Source organism: Haladaptatus salinisoli, from assembly GCF_020614375.1.
GTDB classification, from domain to species: Archaea; Halobacteriota; Halobacteria; order Halobacteriales; family Haladaptataceae; genus Haladaptatus; species Haladaptatus salinisoli.
In genome coordinates this window covers 2,231,909-2,246,662 of record NZ_CP085327.1, presented here as the reverse complement: position 1 = coordinate 2,246,662, position 14,754 = coordinate 2,231,909, and the positions used below count along the sequence as shown (strand labels likewise).

Annotated in this window: 20 protein-coding genes; 8 read left to right on the top strand and 12 right to left on the bottom strand. The window is 65.8% G+C overall.

The genetic code is table 11. The annotated features are described in order from the left end of the window. Positions 1-33 precede the first annotated feature (33 nt). Together LIX00_RS12250 and LIX00_RS12245 are read left to right on the top strand one after the other, a co-directional pair. Positions 34-690, top strand: a complete 657-nt coding sequence (locus LIX00_RS12250; protein WP_227353471.1) for a BGTF surface domain-containing protein — start codon at positions 34-36, stop codon at positions 688-690. Between the two features lie 32 nt (positions 691-722). Continuing rightward, entirely contained in the window at positions 723-1,499 is a 777-nt protein-coding gene (locus LIX00_RS12245; RefSeq protein ID WP_227353470.1) for a CPBP family intramembrane glutamic endopeptidase, read from the top strand. On the opposite strand, the gene LIX00_RS12240 is transcribed toward LIX00_RS12245, so the two are convergent. From LIX00_RS12240 to LIX00_RS12230, 3 genes are all read right to left on the bottom strand, one after another. Next, positions 1,496-1,960: an NOB1 family endonuclease gene (locus LIX00_RS12240; protein WP_227353469.1), complete on the bottom strand. Its 465-nt coding sequence runs from the start codon at positions 1,958-1,960 to the stop codon at positions 1,496-1,498. The genes LIX00_RS12245 and LIX00_RS12240 overlap by 4 nt on opposite strands. Further along, positions 1,960-2,205, bottom strand: coding sequence for a PRC-barrel domain-containing protein (locus tag LIX00_RS12235; RefSeq protein WP_227353468.1), 246 nt, complete (start codon positions 2,203-2,205; stop codon positions 1,960-1,962). The genes LIX00_RS12240 and LIX00_RS12235 overlap by 1 nt, the downstream gene beginning before the upstream one ends. Before the next feature lie 92 nt (positions 2,206-2,297). After that, positions 2,298-2,555: a hypothetical protein gene (locus tag LIX00_RS12230; protein ID WP_227353467.1), complete on the bottom strand. Its 258-nt coding sequence runs from the start codon at positions 2,553-2,555 to the stop codon at positions 2,298-2,300. Positions 2,556-2,864: 309 nt separating this feature from the next. On the opposite strand from LIX00_RS12230, the gene infB reads away from it, so the two are divergent. Both infB and LIX00_RS12220 read left to right on the top strand, forming a co-directional pair. After that, positions 2,865-4,664, top strand: a complete 1,800-nt coding sequence (gene infB / locus LIX00_RS12225; RefSeq protein WP_227353466.1) for a translation initiation factor IF-2 — start codon at positions 2,865-2,867, stop codon at positions 4,662-4,664. Positions 4,665-4,743: 79 nt separating this feature from the next. After that, positions 4,744-4,977 (top strand): DUF8015 family protein, encoded by a 234-nt coding sequence (locus LIX00_RS12220; protein WP_227353465.1) that lies wholly within the window; start codon positions 4,744-4,746, stop codon positions 4,975-4,977. Here LIX00_RS12220 and LIX00_RS12215 read toward each other — a convergent pair. The 7 genes from LIX00_RS12215 to LIX00_RS12185 all read right to left on the bottom strand — a co-directional run bounded on the left by LIX00_RS12215 (position 4,958) and on the right by LIX00_RS12185 (position 9,008). Further along, a complete protein-coding gene (locus LIX00_RS12215; RefSeq protein ID WP_227353464.1) occupies positions 4,958-5,353 on the bottom strand; it encodes a DUF5811 family protein in 396 nt (131 codons plus the stop codon). The two genes, LIX00_RS12220 and LIX00_RS12215, sit on opposite strands and share 20 nt — an antisense overlap. Positions 5,354-5,410: 57 nt before the next feature. After that, positions 5,411-5,884 carry a pyruvoyl-dependent arginine decarboxylase gene (locus tag LIX00_RS12210; protein ID WP_227353463.1) on the bottom strand — a complete coding sequence of 158 codons (474 nt, stop codon included), beginning with the start codon at positions 5,882-5,884 and terminating at the stop codon, positions 5,411-5,413. A 110-nt stretch (positions 5,885-5,994) separates the two neighbouring features. After that, positions 5,995-6,366 carry an LWR-salt protein gene (gene lwrS / locus LIX00_RS12205; RefSeq protein ID WP_227353462.1) on the bottom strand — a complete coding sequence of 124 codons (372 nt, stop codon included), beginning with the start codon at positions 6,364-6,366 and terminating at the stop codon, positions 5,995-5,997. Next, entirely contained in the window at positions 6,366-6,641 is a 276-nt protein-coding gene (locus LIX00_RS12200; RefSeq protein ID WP_227353461.1) for a 4a-hydroxytetrahydrobiopterin dehydratase, read from the bottom strand. Before LIX00_RS12200 ends, lwrS begins: the two co-directional genes overlap by 1 nt. A 258-nt stretch (positions 6,642-6,899) precedes the next feature. Next, a complete protein-coding gene (gene hemA / locus LIX00_RS12195) occupies positions 6,900-8,198 on the bottom strand; it encodes a glutamyl-tRNA reductase (RefSeq protein ID WP_227353460.1) in 1,299 nt (432 codons plus the stop codon). A gap of 99 nt (positions 8,199-8,297) precedes the next feature. Continuing rightward, positions 8,298-8,699: a DUF5778 family protein gene (locus LIX00_RS12190; RefSeq protein ID WP_227353459.1), complete on the bottom strand. Its 402-nt coding sequence runs from the start codon at positions 8,697-8,699 to the stop codon at positions 8,298-8,300. Positions 8,700-8,813: 114 nt separating this feature from the next. Beyond that, a complete protein-coding gene (locus LIX00_RS12185) occupies positions 8,814-9,008 on the bottom strand; it encodes a cold-shock protein (RefSeq protein WP_227353458.1) in 195 nt (64 codons plus the stop codon). A 136-nt stretch (positions 9,009-9,144) separates the two neighbouring features. Here LIX00_RS12185 and uppS point away from each other — a divergent pair, with 136 nt between their 5' ends. After that, a complete protein-coding gene (gene uppS, locus LIX00_RS12180) occupies positions 9,145-10,062 on the top strand; it encodes a polyprenyl diphosphate synthase (protein WP_227353457.1) in 918 nt (305 codons plus the stop codon). A gap of 6 nt (positions 10,063-10,068) precedes the next feature. Here uppS and LIX00_RS12175 read toward each other — a convergent pair whose 3' ends face one another. Further along, a complete protein-coding gene (locus LIX00_RS12175; RefSeq protein WP_227355700.1) occupies positions 10,069-10,677 on the bottom strand; it encodes an undecaprenyl diphosphate synthase family protein in 609 nt (202 codons plus the stop codon). Between the two features lie 167 nt (positions 10,678-10,844). Here LIX00_RS12175 and LIX00_RS12170 point away from each other — a divergent pair, with 167 nt between their 5' ends. The 3 genes from LIX00_RS12170 to LIX00_RS12160 all read left to right on the top strand — a co-directional run bounded on the left by LIX00_RS12170 (position 10,845) and on the right by LIX00_RS12160 (position 13,115). Then, positions 10,845-12,161: a DUF92 domain-containing protein gene (locus LIX00_RS12170; protein WP_227353456.1), complete on the top strand. Its 1,317-nt coding sequence runs from the start codon at positions 10,845-10,847 to the stop codon at positions 12,159-12,161. Continuing rightward, on the top strand, positions 12,158-12,574 hold the full coding sequence (locus LIX00_RS12165; protein WP_227353455.1) for a GNAT family N-acetyltransferase: 417 nt from the start codon (positions 12,158-12,160) through the stop codon (positions 12,572-12,574). The genes LIX00_RS12170 and LIX00_RS12165 overlap by 4 nt, the downstream gene beginning before the upstream one ends. A 184-nt stretch (positions 12,575-12,758) precedes the next feature. Continuing rightward, entirely contained in the window at positions 12,759-13,115 is a 357-nt protein-coding gene (locus LIX00_RS12160) for a VOC family protein (RefSeq protein ID WP_227353454.1), read from the top strand. Positions 13,116-13,214: 99 nt separating this feature from the next. On the opposite strand, the gene dnaG is transcribed toward LIX00_RS12160, so the two are convergent. After that, entirely contained in the window at positions 13,215-14,591 is a 1,377-nt protein-coding gene (dnaG, locus tag LIX00_RS12155; protein ID WP_227353453.1) for a DNA primase DnaG, read from the bottom strand. Positions 14,592-14,754: the final 163 nt, after the last annotated feature.

Sequence of the window (14,754 nt, the reverse complement as noted above, 5' to 3'; positions counted from 1 at the left end):
TTGCGTCGAAGACCGAACGACGCATCAAATATCATGAGGGCTCAGTACATTTCGATGGTTCTTTCGGCGCTCGTCGTCGTTTCGCTGTTCGCGGGTGCGGCGAGCGCACTCACCGACCGCTCCGCGAACTCGGCGGACGGTGCATTGTTCGATCACGAACTGACCGAGGCGAACAACGACTCCGTTTCGCTCGACCGCGAGGGGGAGATTCTGGTTCTCGACACCGCTTCGAACCGGACGATTCGCGGCGAGACGACGTTCGACCCCGGTTCGGAACTCGGCATCTCCGTCCACTCGACGGGCCAGTTCTACAAATCGCAGACCGTCACGGTGCAACCGGACGGGACGTTCAACGCGACGTTCGACTTCGCGGAGTACGAGAACGGGACGGAGTTCGGCGTCGTCGTCGCGCTTCCCGGTAACAACTCGACCCACGGGAAACCGCTCCTCGTCGTCGACGGCGTCCTCCGAAACTCGTCGGCGACGACTTCGCTCTCGACCACGACCGACGCCGCGACCGAGACGGCCGCCAGCGGAACGACCGTCGAAGAGGAGGCCACCACCACCGCCACCGCGACGACCGTCCGGTCGAGCGACAGCGGCGGACAACCCGGCTTCGGTCTCGGCGTCGCGCTGGCCGCCCTCGCTGGCGTCGGGTTACTCGCACGCCGCGGTTGGCACCGGTCGTAGCATCTTTACTACCGCAGTCCTTCGGTTAACGCATGGCAGACGGTACAGCGGGTGTCGGCGACGAGTCTTCGACCGGCGGTTCGTTCGGTCAGATGTTGCTCGCGATGTTGCTCGCAGTAATCCGAAGCGCCGTACTCGGCTTCTCGGGGCTGTTCGCCATCTCCCTCTGGGCGAGCGCGTTACTCGTCGTCTTCGGACGGGAGAGCCTCGGGCCGATGCAGAAACTCGCTCTGTCCGCGCTCGCGCTCGGTCTGGGCACCGGGACGGTCGCCCTCATCTTCATGGCCGGGCGGGGATACGGACTCTCGTACCTCGATTTCGACCTGCCGAACAAACGCGACCTCGGATACACCTCCATCGGCATCATCGCGCTGTTCGCGTTACAGATCGCGGTCGTCGTCGTGCTAACGCAGGTCGGCGTCGGCACCGCGGACCACAACATCGAACAGACGGCCAGTCAGGGCAACCCCCAGATACTGCTCGTGCTCATCCCCGCCTCGTGGCTCATCATCGGACCCGGCGAGGAGCTACTCTACCGGAACATCATCCAGAAGTCGCTGTACGGACCCTTCTCGGAGTACGGCGCGGTCGTCGTGGCGAGCGTCGTCTTCGCGCTGGCGCACATCCCCGCCTACGCGGCCGGTTCGACGCTCGTGGCGACCGCCGGGACGCTCGTCGTCATCTTCTTCCTCTCGCTCGTGCTGGGATATCTCTACCTCGCAACGGGGAACGTCACGGTTTCGGCCCTCGTTCACGGAACGTTCGACGCCATCCTCTTCGCTCTCATGTACCTCCAATTCGCCGGTTAAGGGTTCGAGGGGTTCTTCCGCGAGAGTGGGCTGCCGCAGATCGGACAGCGGTCCCTGTTCTCGTCGAACTCCCGCCCGCACCCGGCGCACTGGAACTTCCAGTTTCGCTGCTCTTCGATACCGTCCTGCGCGATAACCTCGACGCTGACGTTCATCCGGTCGGCGACGTTCTGCATCGCGTAGTCGTCCGTGACGAGCGTTCCGTCGAGTTCGAACGCGGCGGCGACGAGTCGAACGTCGGTGTCCGAGAGTACGTCGAGGTCGCCCGTCTCGCCCGCGGCGCGGCGGACTTTGTCGACCGCGTCCTCGCGCGGCAGGTGGATGTGCATCCCGGAGCCTTCCATCGCGTCGAACCGGAAGGCGTGTTCGCCCTCCAATTCCTCCTGTACCATCGGAATCGACGCTGTCTGTTCGGTGGTGTGGTACTCGTTGATAAAAGCTGAGGCGTCTAGAACGTACATTACCGCTGAACGACGATGTAATCTTTGACCGCTTGTACCCGGTTGACCGGCAGTTCGAAGTGACCGTCGTCGTCCACTTCGAGGTCGACGGTGTCGGTGTCGATCTGTTCGTCCGGTTCGACGACGAGGCTCGATAGCTCCCCCGTCTTCAGGTTCATGGTGATGTTGTAGAGCATCCCCAGTTCGGTGCCGTCAGACCCCATGACGGCCTTCCCCGAGAGATTCTCCGCGAGTATGTCCGGCATACGTGGGGGTTACCGAGCGCTACTACATAAACTCCACGGGGTCGGTGGAGGTCGTGGTGCGGGAGATTCTCCGCGAAACTCCTCCGCGGGCGTCAGAGGGTACCGAGGACCAGTAGTCCGACCCCGACGACCGCGAGAGCGACTCCGGCGTTTCCGGACGGCCGGCCTCGGTCGGTCGGAAGCGATACGGGCAACGACCGTTGTAGAACTCCGACGATGGTGAGCGTGGGCCCCGGGACGAACGGGAGATTGACGAGTTCGTCGAGGAAGAACGTCGCAAAGTACGAACCGAACGGGAGCGGTAGTACGCCGAACAGCCGACCGCCGGGAGTAACGTCGTCTTCGGTCAACCCGGCAAAGACCGCCGCCGGCCACCGCCACTGCAGGACACGGTACCGATGGACACGACCACGAGGAGCGACCTGACGAGTAGTTTGCCTGTTTCCGCGCGATGCCATAAGAAATCTGATATGGAATCCTTCGGACGCGACTTCCGACCGTCACCGCGAAGGCGGAGATCGGCTTAGTTACAGCCGAAACGATACCTCCGAGCGGTATCGAGACGAGAGGTTTCGTCGCGGCGTCCTAACCCGCATGGCGATGGAGTTAAATGCCGTGCCGGGCTGTTCTGTGATAAGAACTTCTCCCGGGTGGTAGGTATGTCGGACACAGATACACACGAGACGGAAACTTTCAGAACCCCCATCGTCGCCGTCCTCGGTCACGTCGACCACGGCAAGACCAGCCTGCTCGACAAGATTCGGGGTTCGACGGTCATCGAGGGTGAAGCGGGCGCGATCACACAGCACATCGGCGCGACGGCGGTGCCGCTCGACATCGTGTCGAAGGTCGCCGGGAGGCTGGTCGACCCGGACGACTTCGACCTCCCCGGACTGCTCTTCATCGACACGCCGGGCCACCACTCGTTCACGACGCTTCGGTCGCGCGGCGGTGCCCTCGCGGACATCGCCATCCTCGTCGTGGACGTGAACGACGGCTTCCAACCGCAGACCGAGGAAGCCATCAACATCCTCTCGCAGTCGCAGACCCCGTTCGTCGTCGCGGCGAACAAGATAGATACGACGCCGGGGTGGAACCCGCAGCCGGACGCGCCCATCCAGCAGACCTACGAGGCCCAGAGCGACCGGGCGCGGTCGACGCTCGACCAGCGCCTGTACGAACTCATCGGCGAGCTCAGCGACGCCGGTTTCTCCGCCGACCTCTACTGGCGCGTCCAGAACTTCCAGAACAACGTCGGCGTCGTCCCCGTGAGCGCCGAGACGGGCGAGGGCGTTCCGGACCTGCTCACGGTGTTGATGGGACTGGCCCAGCGCTACATGCGCGAGGACATGGAGATAGACGTGGCCGGACCGGGCGCTGGAACCGTGCTCGAAGTCAAAGAGGAGAAAGGCTTCGGGACGACCCTCGACGTGGTGCTGTACGACGGCACCGTCGGCACGGACGAGACCATCGTCGTCGGCGGAACGAACGAACCCATCGTGACGGACGTTCGCGCCCTGCTAAAACCGCGACCGCTCGCCGAGATTCGAACCGAAGACCGCTTCGAGAAGGTCGATTCCATCGGCGCGGCGGCCGGTGTGAAAATCGCCGCGCCCGACCTGGACGAGGCGATGGCGGGCGCGCCCGTCCGCGTCGTCCGCGACCGTGAAATCGAGGACGTCGTCGCCGAGGTGGAGGCCGAACTCGCGGAGGTCGAGGTCAGCACGCAGGACGAAGGTATCGTCGTGAAAGCCGACACGCTCGGCAGCCTCGAAGCGATGGTCAGCACGCTCGAAGAGGCGGAGATTCCGGTCATGCGCGCCGAGGTCGGCGACGTGGCCCCGCGCGACGTGCGGTTCGCGACGACCGCTGACGAGCCGAAACACCGGACGATTCTGGCGTTCAACGTCAACGTGCTCGCCGACGCCGCGGACGAAGCCGAGGAGCGAGACGTGCGCCTCTTCGGCAGCGACGTCATCTACCAGCTCATCGACGAGTACGAGGAGTACGTCGAGGAGATGGAGCGCGCCCAGCAGCAGACCGTCCTCGACAACATCACCCGCCCCGCTCGGTTCCGAATCTTGGAAGACCACGTCTTCCGACAGAACGACCCCGCCGTGGTCGGCATCGAAGTGTTCTCGGGCACCGTGAAGAACAACGCCTTCGTCGCCAAGTTCGAGGGGAACGAACCCACGCGGGTCGGCACCATCAAGGGGCTGAAAGACCAGGGCGAGGACGTGGACGAGGCCCGAACCGGGAATCGGGTCAGCGTCGCTATCGACGGGCCGACGGTCGGTCGGCAGATAGAGGAGGGCGACGAACTCTGGATGGAACTGCCGGAGAAGCACGCCAAGATTTTGGAACAGGAGCTCTCCGACGACATCCCGTCGGACGAACTCGAAGCCTTACAGATGTACCTCGACAAACAGCGGAAACGCGACCCGTTCTGGGGCAAGTAGATTTCGACGCCGCTTTTCCCGAAACGAGCGAAGTTAACTTTTAGTTTCTGGCAGTAATAGCATCGCGTGGAGGGATAGTATGAGCGCGAAAACCAAATTCACCAGTCGCATCGCTCGGTGCGCACGGCTCGCTCGATTCTCGTACTACGATTTCGTCCTGCTCGCGCTGCCGGTCGTGTTGCTCGCCGGTCCGGTCGTCGGTGCGACGCTCTCGGTTCCGTTCCACGTCGGGACGACGGCGGCGGGTCTCGCGGCCGCGTTCGTCCTCGCCGACGCGATGTTCAAACGACCGCCTACCGGGCGGTCGGCGTGAGCTGATCTTCGACCGCCTGTTTCACCTGAAGCACGGCGCTGGCGGCGAGACCGCGGGCGACTTCGTCCCGGTCGTCCGCGTCGATGAGTTCGTCGGCGTCGAGTTCGTCACCGTCGGGTTCGAATCCGGCGCTGACGATGTGGCCGACCGGCGGCTGTACCGAGACGGTAGCCTGCGGGCCGGTCGCGCCGTTCGTGACCTGCGACCCGATGACGTACTCGTCGGGGAGGTACTTTCGGGTCAGCGTGGCGATGTCGGCCACGCTGTTCCGGAGCGCCCGCTTTTGCTCCGGAGAGAGCTCGTCGACGTCGACAGACGCGCGCTGTCCGGCCTGCGTCACGTCGGGAATACCAGCGTAAGGAGTGTTTCCGTTCATGCGGTCTGCTACCCTTCGGTAGGTCCGACCGCGGTATAAACCCGTCGTCCCCGGAAACTAACAGATAGGTTCGCTCTCGCCGTACGCCGCGAGAACGACCGCCGTGACGTACGTGCCCGGTTCGGCGTTCGCGGTCACCGTCTCGGTCGATTCGCCCGCGAACTCCCAATCGCGGAGTTGCCGCCCCGCCGCCAGTCCGGCCCGGACGCGCTCTTCGATCTCCGTCGCGTCCGTCTCGCCCGCGGCTTCGTAAAAGAGGCCCGGGCCGTCGCCGGTCGTCCAACCCAAACCGGCGGAGACGTGCCCCGGTCCGGCGCGGGTGGCTCGCGCCTCGACCACGGTCAAGCGGTTCCCGGCGGGGCCGAGGTCGGGCGCGGTGCCCACCGCTTCGACGGTCGCGTCGGCGGGGATGACCGACGAGACGGCGACGAGATTGTAGTTGTGGACGTTCGCTTCCGCCAGCGCGGCGTCGTACGACGACATCTTCGTCGGCCCGCTGGCGGTCCCCCAGACGACCCGAATCGTGCTCATACACGGTGGTCGGGTCGTCGGGGGAAAGTGCCTGTCGATTCCGCGGACGCGCACGTCGCGTCGAACGCGGATTCGCCGAACAGCCCTTCGAAAAGACTCCGGGTGGTCCCTTAGTACTCGACCTCGACGGAACTGCCGAGGTACTTCGATACCACCTCGGACACCGAGTCGGCCTTGAACTCCGCCAGATTATCGCGAATCTCCGCCTTCAGCGCGTCGTAGTACTCCTCGTCCGTCTCGAACGCTCGGTACTCCACGTTCGTCACGGGGACGCCGAGCGCTTCGCTCGTCAGTTCGCGGAAGTAGCGGTCGTCGCCGATGTTTCCGCGCCAGAGGTTGTCGCGGAAGAAGAGCCACCCGTCCTCGCCCGGCGGGTCGGCCCGCCGCGACAGACGCGTCTCGAACTCGCGCGGTTCGAGCGCGATATCCGCGCTCGTCGGGTCGAGGCGGAATCGAACCGCGAACACGTACCGCGCGTCCATCAGCGCACGTCGTCGAACCGCTCGGCCATCGTCACGTCCTGTTCGGTGATGCCGCCTTCCTCGTGGCTCGTCAGGCGCACCTCGACCTCGTCGTACCGGATTATCATCTCCGGATGGTGGAACTCCTCGTCCGCGATTTCGCCGACTTCGGACGCGAACGCGACGCCTTTCAGGTAATCGTCGAACTCGTACACGCGGACTATCTCGTCGCCGTCGCGCTCCCATCCGCTCGGGATTCGGGTCTCTATCTCGTCGTCTGAGAGCAGGTCTGCCATGCGCGAGGAGACGGGTGGAACTCAAATAAAAGCATCCGCCACGACCGTTTTCCGCGGTGGGTGTCGGCGGGCGCGTGCCCTGCTGGTCTTCCTCCTTGGCGAAACGTCGATCAAAAGCGCGGCGGCCTCCCGACGGTCGGCCTTGCGCCCGCTCGGTCGGTCGCGTTGCTCCTTCGCTCGCGGTGGGTGTGCTAGCTTACTGACGGTCGTGTCGCCGGCTGCCTTTTGGCGGTCGCGAATAGTCGCGCCGAAAAACCGCTAGTCGTCCGCCGCCGATTCGAGTTGCTCCGCGACGAACGCGGGCGGTTCCTCGGCGGCCTCCGGGTCGAACAGTTGGAGCGCGGTGTTGATGGTCGTCCAGTCGTCCTCTGCGGCGGCGTCTCGCAGGCTCTTGGTCGGCGGCGCGAGCAGTTGCGAGACCAGCGCGTCGGCCATCGACTCCACGATGGCTCGCTGTTCGTCGTCCAGTCCGCGGGCGTCGAGTTGCGACAGCGCGGTCTGGAGTTCGCGCTCTTTCATCCGCTCCGCGCCCTCGTACATGGCGGCGATGACCTCGTCCGCTCGCTTTCGCTTGTACTGTTCGAGCAGGTTCTCGAACTCGCGGTCGACCATCGCCTCGACCGACTCGGCGGCGGCGCGTCTGCGCGCGCGGGTCGCGTCCGTCACCGACTCCAGCGCCGCCATGTCGTGAACGGTCACGCCGTCGAGCACGGCCACCGCGGGCGATACGTCCCGCGGCTGGGCGATGTCCACGACCAGCGTCTCGCCGCAGTCGGAGAGCGAGTCGGCGTCGAGGACGTGTCCGTCGCTGCCGGTCGCGGTTATCACCACGTCCGCACGCGGGAGGTAGGTCGGGAGCGCGTCCAGTCCGACCGCGCGAACGCCGTCGAGGTCGACCCCCTGCGCGACCGTCTCCGCGCGTTCGACCGACCGGTTGACGACGACGAGCGTCCCGACGCCCGCGTCGGCGAAGGCGTTGGCCGCGATGGTACCCATCTCGCCCGCGCCGACGACGAGCGCCGTCGCTCCGTCGAGGTCGACCTGTTCGCCGGCCAGCGTCACCGCCGCGCTCCCGATGGAGACGACGCCCTCGTTGATGGCCGTCTCCGTTCGGGCGCGTTCGCCGACGTGGAGCGCCTTCGTCAGCGCCGCTTCGAGCATCGGGCCGACCGCGTCGCGTTCCCGGGTCGATTGGTACGCGTCCCGAACCTGCCCGATTATCTGGTCCTCGCCGAGGACGATGGATTCCAGTCCCGCGGCGACTCGGAGGAGGTGACGAAGGCTCTCCTCGTGACCCATCTCGACGACCGAGTGGGTGTCGACGTCGGGCGCGAAATCGGCGAGGACGGCCCGTCCGGTCGCGGGCGTGTCGGTGACGACGTACGCTTCGAAACGATTGCACGTCTGGAGCGCGAACGCCTCCGAGACGCAGGGTTCCTCGACGAGCCGAGCGACGACTTCCCGCTCGTCGGCGTGGCACGCCGCCGCCACGTCGTCGAGGCTCGCTCGGTCGTGGGAGACGCGCACGCCGGAGATGACGCCGGTGCTCGGCGTCACGCGTATCGCCTCCGGGGGAGAGAGAACATACGATTCATACGAAACACTCCGAACTTGCTATCAGGCCGTTAGAATGGCCTGCATGTAAAGCCTTCTAACCTATCCTTCGACGCCGGTTACCTCGAACCCGAGTTCGCGGATTCCATCCTCGATTCCCCGCTGGTCGGCGCTCGCCTCGTAGTAGAACACGACGTCGAACGTTCCGTCCCGGAGCAACTGCTGGCACTCCCAGACGAACTCGTCGCCGTCGAGCGTCAGCCCTTGGTGCTGGTTCGAGGCGAACTCCGGGTCGTCGGTCCCGGAGTAGGCGTAAGTGTCGCGCGGGTCGTAACCCGCGTGTTCCGCGATGATGTCGCCGATGTCCACCGACGCTTGGTGCATCTCGATGTCCTCGTCGCTTCCGAGGTCGGTGTGAACTATCGCGCCGTTGAGTTCGATATCGCCGGGTTCGAGGAGTCGCTTCGTCCGCCGGTAGAGGTCGTCGTCGATGACGCGGTCCATGTTCGAGGATACGCACCGGTGGTTATACGACCTACGGTTGTAGCCGTCACTCAAAAATCGTAGTTTTCGCGCGGCAGCGTGAACTCCCGCGAGAATTAGTCGCTACCGATTCGTTTACAGGCGCTGAACGTTGGTCGCTCGGGGACCTTTGTCCGCCTGTTCGATGTCGAATTCGACTTCTTGGCCCTCTTCGAGGTCTGGGCCGCCGACGTCTTCCATGTGGAAGAACACGTCTTCGTCAGAGTCTTCGCTGTCGATAAAGCCGTAACCGCCGGTCTCGTTGAAGAAGTCAACCGTACCTTTCGCCATTGCATCCTACCAAAGTAACCCCACACTTAAAAAGGTATGCACCTGTCCCCGACGGTCCGACACATTTGGGACCGACCCGCACGGCATCTCGGAGGAGAAGGCTGATACCGGTCGGGTGAGTGGAGCCACCAAGACGATGCTAACGCGGGTTCGGCGACAACTGGAGACGGCCTACGAGCGACACCTGCGACGAACCATAACGGGTGCCCCGACCCACGTCGCGGTCATCCAAGACGGAAACCGGCGATACGCCACCGAGCAAGGCGACGACGCCCCGGACGGCCACCGCGCGGGGGCGAAGACGACCGAGCGCGTGCTCGACTGGTGCGACGACCTCGGGGTCGAAGAGCTGACGCTGTACACCTTCTCCACCGAGAACTTCGACCGCCCCGAGCACGAGCGCGAAGCGCTGTTCGACCTGCTGGAAGACAAACTGTACGAGTTCGCCGACGCGGAACGCGTCCACGACAGCGGCGTCTGCATCCGCGTCATCGGCGACGTGCCGCAACTCCCCGCCCGCGTGCGCGAAGCCATCGAGTACGCCGAGCGTCGAACCCGCGACTACGAGGCGTTCGTCCTCAACATCGCGCTGGCCTACGGCGGTCGCAACGAACTCCTCGGCGCGGCCCGCGACGTGGCCCGCGAGGTCGAGGCGGGCGACCTCAGCCCGAACGACATCTCCGTGGAGACCATCGAGGAACGGCTCTACGAGCGCCCGCTCCGCGACGTGGACCTCATCATCCGAACCGGGGGCGACGAGCGCACGAGTAACTTCCTCCCGTGGCACGCCAACGGCAACGAGGCCGCCGTCTTCTTCTGTACCCCGTACTGGCCGGAGTTCTCGAAGATCGACTTCCTGCGCGCGGTACGAACCTACGAATCGCGCGAGCAGTCGTTTCGGCAGGCGAAGGTGCAGCGCGCGCTGGCGCTGGTGCGGGCCGTCGGCGGCGTGGAGTTGGACGAGGCGCGGTCGGTGTTGCGGAAGTTCAAGGAGTACGTGCCGGACGGTGCATCCGTCGAGGAGATAGAGGTCGAGGGCGAGACGGTGGATTGAGGCGAGCTAACGCCCGAACCGCCGCTGCCGATTCTTGTAATCGAGTATCGCCCGCAGGTAGTCCCGTTGGCGGAAATCGCGCCAGTTCACGTCGGTGAAGTACAGTTCGGAGTACACCGACTGCCAGATCATGAAATCGGAGAGTCGCTCGGCACCGGTCTTGATGACGAGGTCGGGGTCGGTCGGGAACACCAGTCTCGATTCGATCTCCGCCTCGTCGACGGCGTCCGCCGAGACGGTACCCGACTCCACGTCTTGGGCGACCGCCCGCACCGCCTCGGCGAACTCGCTCTTGCCGCCGAGTCCGATGCTCACCTGAATCGGGGCGTCGGCGGGCGTGAGGTCGTCCGGACCCCGAACGGCGGTCTCCCGGGGCGCACGCACGTTCTCCAACTCGCGCTGGAGGGTCGGCACCGCGCCGGAGTCGAGCACGCTCACGTAGACGGTGACGCGCTCAGCGCCGTAGTCGAACGCCCACCCGAAGAAGGATTCGAGCGTCTCGTACGCGCCCTGTTCCAACAGGTCGCGCTCGGTGATGACGACGGCGACGTGACTGGGCGAGTCGGCCCCGTGTCGGCGGACGCGCGCGGAGAGGTACCGGTCGTAGAGTCCCACTGCCACCGAGTTCCCACCATCGATTCTTAAACGTCACGCACTTCCACCGAGAAACGACCGTCGCGCGCCACCGCCGAACGGAGACGGGCGCTCCACCGGTACGTCGTGACCCGTCACGCCCCGCGCCGTTCGGGAAGATTAAGTGTTCGTCCCCGAAAATCCCCACCGTGACTACGAGCATTCGACGCGCGGCGGCGTTCGCAGGGGTGGGGACGCTCGCGCTCGCCGCGTCGGTGCTGGTCGCGGGCGTGGCCGCGCTGTTCGCGGCGGTCGGCGCGCTCGCGCTCGTCGTGGACGACGGGCCCGTGTTCGACCTCTTCGCGCGCCCGAGCGACCGCCGCGAAGGACGACTCCGCGGTCTCGCCGCGTTCGCGTTCGCCACCGCCGGACTCGCCATGCTCGTCATGCTCGTCGGCCTCCCGACGCGCGTCTTCGCCGCCGCCGTCTGCCTGCTCGCCTACGGCAATCTCGTCGAACAGGCCGCCCGGACGCGAAGCGACGCCGCCATCACCGCGACGGCGGGCTTCACGATCGGCGGCTTCCTCGCGGCCATCGCCGCGCAGACCGTCGTCCTCCGCGTGACGGGCGACCCCATCGAACCGATGGTTCCCGACCTCGTCTTCCTCGCCGCCAGCGGCGCGCTGTTGGCCGGTCTGCTCCGCTCCGTGCTCTTCGAGCGCGACGACCCGCTGGTGATGTTCTCCGTGGCGTTCCTCCTCTGGTTCTTCGCCGACCTCACGGTGACGGTGACGCCGGTGGAGGTCGCGCTGGCCATCGCCATCACCGCCGGGTTCGGCTACCTCTCGTGGGCGCTCGACACCGCCTCCGTCACCGGGATGCTCACGGGCGTCCTGCTCGCGCTGCTCACCATCGTTCTCGGCGGCTACCCGTGGTTCGCCGTCCTCATCTCCTTTTTCGCGCTCGGCGCGCTCTCCACGAAGTTCCGATACGAGGAGAAGCGGCGGAACGGCGTCGCGGAGGCGAACGAAGGCGCGCGGGGCGGCGGCAACGTCCTCGGCAACGCCGCCGTCGCGCTGGTCGCGGTGCTGGCGTTCGCCGCGAGCGACCGCCTCCCGGTCGACAGCGCCGTGTTCCTCTTCGCGTTCGCGGGCAGCATCGCCACCGCCATGAGCGACACGCTCTCCAGCGAAATCGGCGGCGTCTTCGACCGGCCGAGACTCATCACGACGCTCGAACGCGTCGAACCCGGAACGGACGGGGGCGTCACGTGGCAGGGCGAACTGGCCGGGGTGCTCGGCGCGAGCGTCGTCGCGCTCATCGCCGTCGCGCTGTTCGGGTCGGTCGGGACCGTCGGTGGAGTCGTCATCGCGCTGGCGGGCGTCGGCGGCATGACGGTGGACAGCATCCTCGGCGCGACCGTCGAAGGCGAGCAGCTCGGCAACCAGAGCGTCAACTTCCTCGCCACGCTCTCCGGGGCGCTGTTGGGTGCCGGACTCGCGCTGCTAGCGGGGCTTTCGGCGTGATTCGCGCCGCCGCGCCGGACGACCGCGCTCGCCTCCGCGAGATTCGAACGTGGCTCTCCGAGCCGACGCCCGGACTGCTCGAAACCACCCTCTCCGGGTCGGGTCTCGTCTTCGTCTCGACCGCCGAGGGGCGACCGGTCGGCTACGTTCTCGCGACGCTCGGGGACGACGCGTACGTCGCCGAACTCGCGGTGGAACCGGCGTACCGCCGCGAGGGGCGGGCCACCGAACTGCTCCAAATAGTCGTCTCGGCGGCGCGCGAGCGGGGCTACGACGGCGTGTCGCTCACGGTCCACGAGGAGAACGACGCGGCGCGGGCGCTGTACGACTCGCTCGGCTTCGAACTGCGGCGCGAGGAACCCGACTACTACGCCGACGGCGGAACCGCGCTCGTGCTGGGAAGGGAGTGCTAGCAGCGAACGGAGTCGAGGTCGTCGTTCTCGACCGACCGGGTAGTTCGCGGCGAGTACGGCGGAGAGGGGTGACTGAACGCTCGTTCGACACAGTTCCACCCCCAAGCGCGTCATTATCCGACAGCCGTCAGAACCGGAAACCGATGGTGGCGACGGATCTCCGGCGGAAGGAGGAGCGGCCAGAATGGAGCTGAGTTCGGTGTACGTCTGCGTCGAGGATATGGCGCGAGCCCTCGACTTCTACCGGGCGCTGTTCGAGGCGGAACCCGCCCAGGAGGTAGACCGGTTTTCGACGTTCGAATTCGACGCCGCCAATTTCGGCCTCTACAACCCCGAGTACGACGATTTCGGGTTCGAGTCCGGTACCAACTGCATCCCGAATTTCGAGGTCGACGACGTCGACGCGGCGTGTCACCGAATCGAAACGATAGCGCCGGAGATGGTTCACGACGAAATTCTCGAATTCGGGACGTACCGAACCTTCCGCCTCCTCGATACGGAGGGGAACGAGATAGAGGTGTTCGGTATCGATTCGGAGTAGGCCGCGCCCGCCTCTCGGACGTATCCGTACGGAGCGTGCGAGAAGTCGGACCGTGCAGTTCGGAGTTCGCCGACGAATAACAGTAGTTCAGGCTCGGCGCTACAGGCGATCCGCGGTCAGGATGCGAACCGTCGTCGGCTTCTTGACGAACTCGCCTTCGTCGCGGGCGACTATCTGCTCGACGTCGCGCTGGGCCGCGACGTCGAGGATGCGCTGGCTGAGCGTTCCGTCGAACACGACCGCGTGGGGAACCGCGTCCGCGCCCTCGATGGCGTCGAACGCCTCGTCCGCGGGCGCTTCGCCGAGGACGCCGAACCCGTCGTCCAGCAGTCGCACGGTGCCGGATTCGTCGCCGATGACCGCCCGGGCGTGACCGCGGAGCGTCTCCGGTTCGCGCGCCCGTTCGTCGTCCGAGTCGCGCTCCGCCGGTTCTTCTGCGGCCGATTCGCCGTCGACCGAACCGCTCGTCGCGTCGGCCTCCTCCGAAACGTCGTCTTCCAATCCGCCTTTCGACCGTTCGTCCGGCAACTCCACGGAGTCGGTTCCGGCGTCGTCGGGCGTCGATTCGTCCGCTTCGATGGTCGGTTCGACCGGGCGCTCGGCGTCCGATTCGTCGCTTTCGGGCGCGGGGAGGGTGCTCCCGTCGGTCGCGGCGGCAACCACGGTCTCGTCGTTTCGGAATCGGTCGAAGGGGCGCTTTTCGCGCAAGGCGGTCATCACCTCGTCGCGCGAAAGGTCTTCGACCGACCTGCCCGGCGGGGCGACGGCGACGTAGTCGACGTCGGCGACCTGTTCCAGTTCGCGGAGGATGAGGTCGCCGCCCCTGTCGCCGTCGAGGAACGCCGTGGTCGTGCGGTCCTGCGTGAGTTCGGCGACGGCGTCGGGGACGTTCGTCCCCTCCACCGCGATTGCGTTTTTCACGCCGTACCGGAGCAGCGTCAGCACGTCGGCCCGCCCTTCGACGACGATGATGGCGTTGCTGTCGGTGACGTTCGGTCCCGCCGGGAACCCCTCGTACTCCGCGATATCCTCGACGCGGACGCTCTGGCGAACCTCCTCCAGAATCTCCCGGCTGGTCATGACGCTCTCGTCGAACGACGACGAGAGCAGTTCCTTCGCGCGGTCGACGACCTCCCGGCGTTTCGCGGCCCGCACGTCCTCGATGTTGCCGACGCTGACGCTGGCCCGACACGGGCCGACGCGCTCGATGGTTTCGAGCGACGCCGCCAGAATCGCCGTCTCGACCTTGTCGAGGCTGCTGGCGATGGTGATGGTGCCGAACGACTGCCCCTGTTCGCTCTCGACGTGAACGTCGATGCGACCGACCTTCGAGGACTGCTGGAGGTCCCTCAGGTCGAGGTCGTCCCCCAGCAGCCCCTCGGTCTGACCGAAGATAGCGCCGACGACGTCACTCCGCTCTACCACCCCGTCGGCGGTGATGTCCGCGTGAATGAGATATTTCGCTGTATCGTCCATGAGTGGTGAACTGCCCCTGCACGGGGCGTGATTGTGATGTGTCCATGAACGTAGTCATGGATACGTCTATTCTTGGCGCTCGAACGCCCAAATACCTGTCGTCACCGGTGTTCTGGCGCAAATCTAGCCGGAAAACGGTAGGCGAGATGAGACGACGTCGACC

What these genes read in the sequence shown, in the direction of transcription:
- dnaG (WP_227353453.1), bottom strand. Translation starts at nt 14,591, where the DNA reads ATGGACGATACAGCGAAATATCTCATTCACGCGGACATCACCGCCGAC.
- LIX00_RS12235 (WP_227353468.1), bottom strand. Translation starts at nt 2,205, where the DNA reads ATGCCGGACATACTCGCGGAGAATCTCTCGGGGAAGGCCGTCATGGGG.
- LIX00_RS12160 (WP_227353454.1), top strand. Translation starts at nt 12,759, where the DNA reads ATGGAGCTGAGTTCGGTGTACGTCTGCGTCGAGGATATGGCGCGAGCC.
- infB (WP_227353466.1), top strand. Translation starts at nt 2,865, where the DNA reads ATGTCGGACACAGATACACACGAGACGGAAACTTTCAGAACCCCCATC.
- lwrS (WP_227353462.1), bottom strand. Translation starts at nt 6,366, where the DNA reads ATGGACGCGCGGTACGTGTTCGCGGTTCGATTCCGCCTCGACCCGACG.
- LIX00_RS12185 (WP_227353458.1), bottom strand. Translation starts at nt 9,008, where the DNA reads ATGGCGAAAGGTACGGTTGACTTCTTCAACGAGACCGGCGGTTACGGC.
- uppS (WP_227353457.1), top strand. Translation starts at nt 9,145, where the DNA reads ATGCTAACGCGGGTTCGGCGACAACTGGAGACGGCCTACGAGCGACAC.
- LIX00_RS12215 (WP_227353464.1), bottom strand. Translation starts at nt 5,353, where the DNA reads ATGAACGGAAACACTCCTTACGCTGGTATTCCCGACGTGACGCAGGCC.
- LIX00_RS12220 (WP_227353465.1), top strand. Translation starts at nt 4,744, where the DNA reads ATGAGCGCGAAAACCAAATTCACCAGTCGCATCGCTCGGTGCGCACGG.
- LIX00_RS12240 (WP_227353469.1), bottom strand. Translation starts at nt 1,960, where the DNA reads ATGTACGTTCTAGACGCCTCAGCTTTTATCAACGAGTACCACACCACC.
- LIX00_RS12250 (WP_227353471.1), top strand. Translation starts at nt 34, where the DNA reads ATGAGGGCTCAGTACATTTCGATGGTTCTTTCGGCGCTCGTCGTCGTT.
- LIX00_RS12210 (WP_227353463.1), bottom strand. Translation starts at nt 5,884, where the DNA reads ATGAGCACGATTCGGGTCGTCTGGGGGACCGCCAGCGGGCCGACGAAG.
- LIX00_RS12190 (WP_227353459.1), bottom strand. Translation starts at nt 8,699, where the DNA reads ATGGACCGCGTCATCGACGACGACCTCTACCGGCGGACGAAGCGACTC.
- LIX00_RS12200 (WP_227353461.1), bottom strand. Translation starts at nt 6,641, where the DNA reads ATGGCAGACCTGCTCTCAGACGACGAGATAGAGACCCGAATCCCGAGC.
- LIX00_RS12245 (WP_227353470.1), top strand. Translation starts at nt 723, where the DNA reads ATGGCAGACGGTACAGCGGGTGTCGGCGACGAGTCTTCGACCGGCGGT.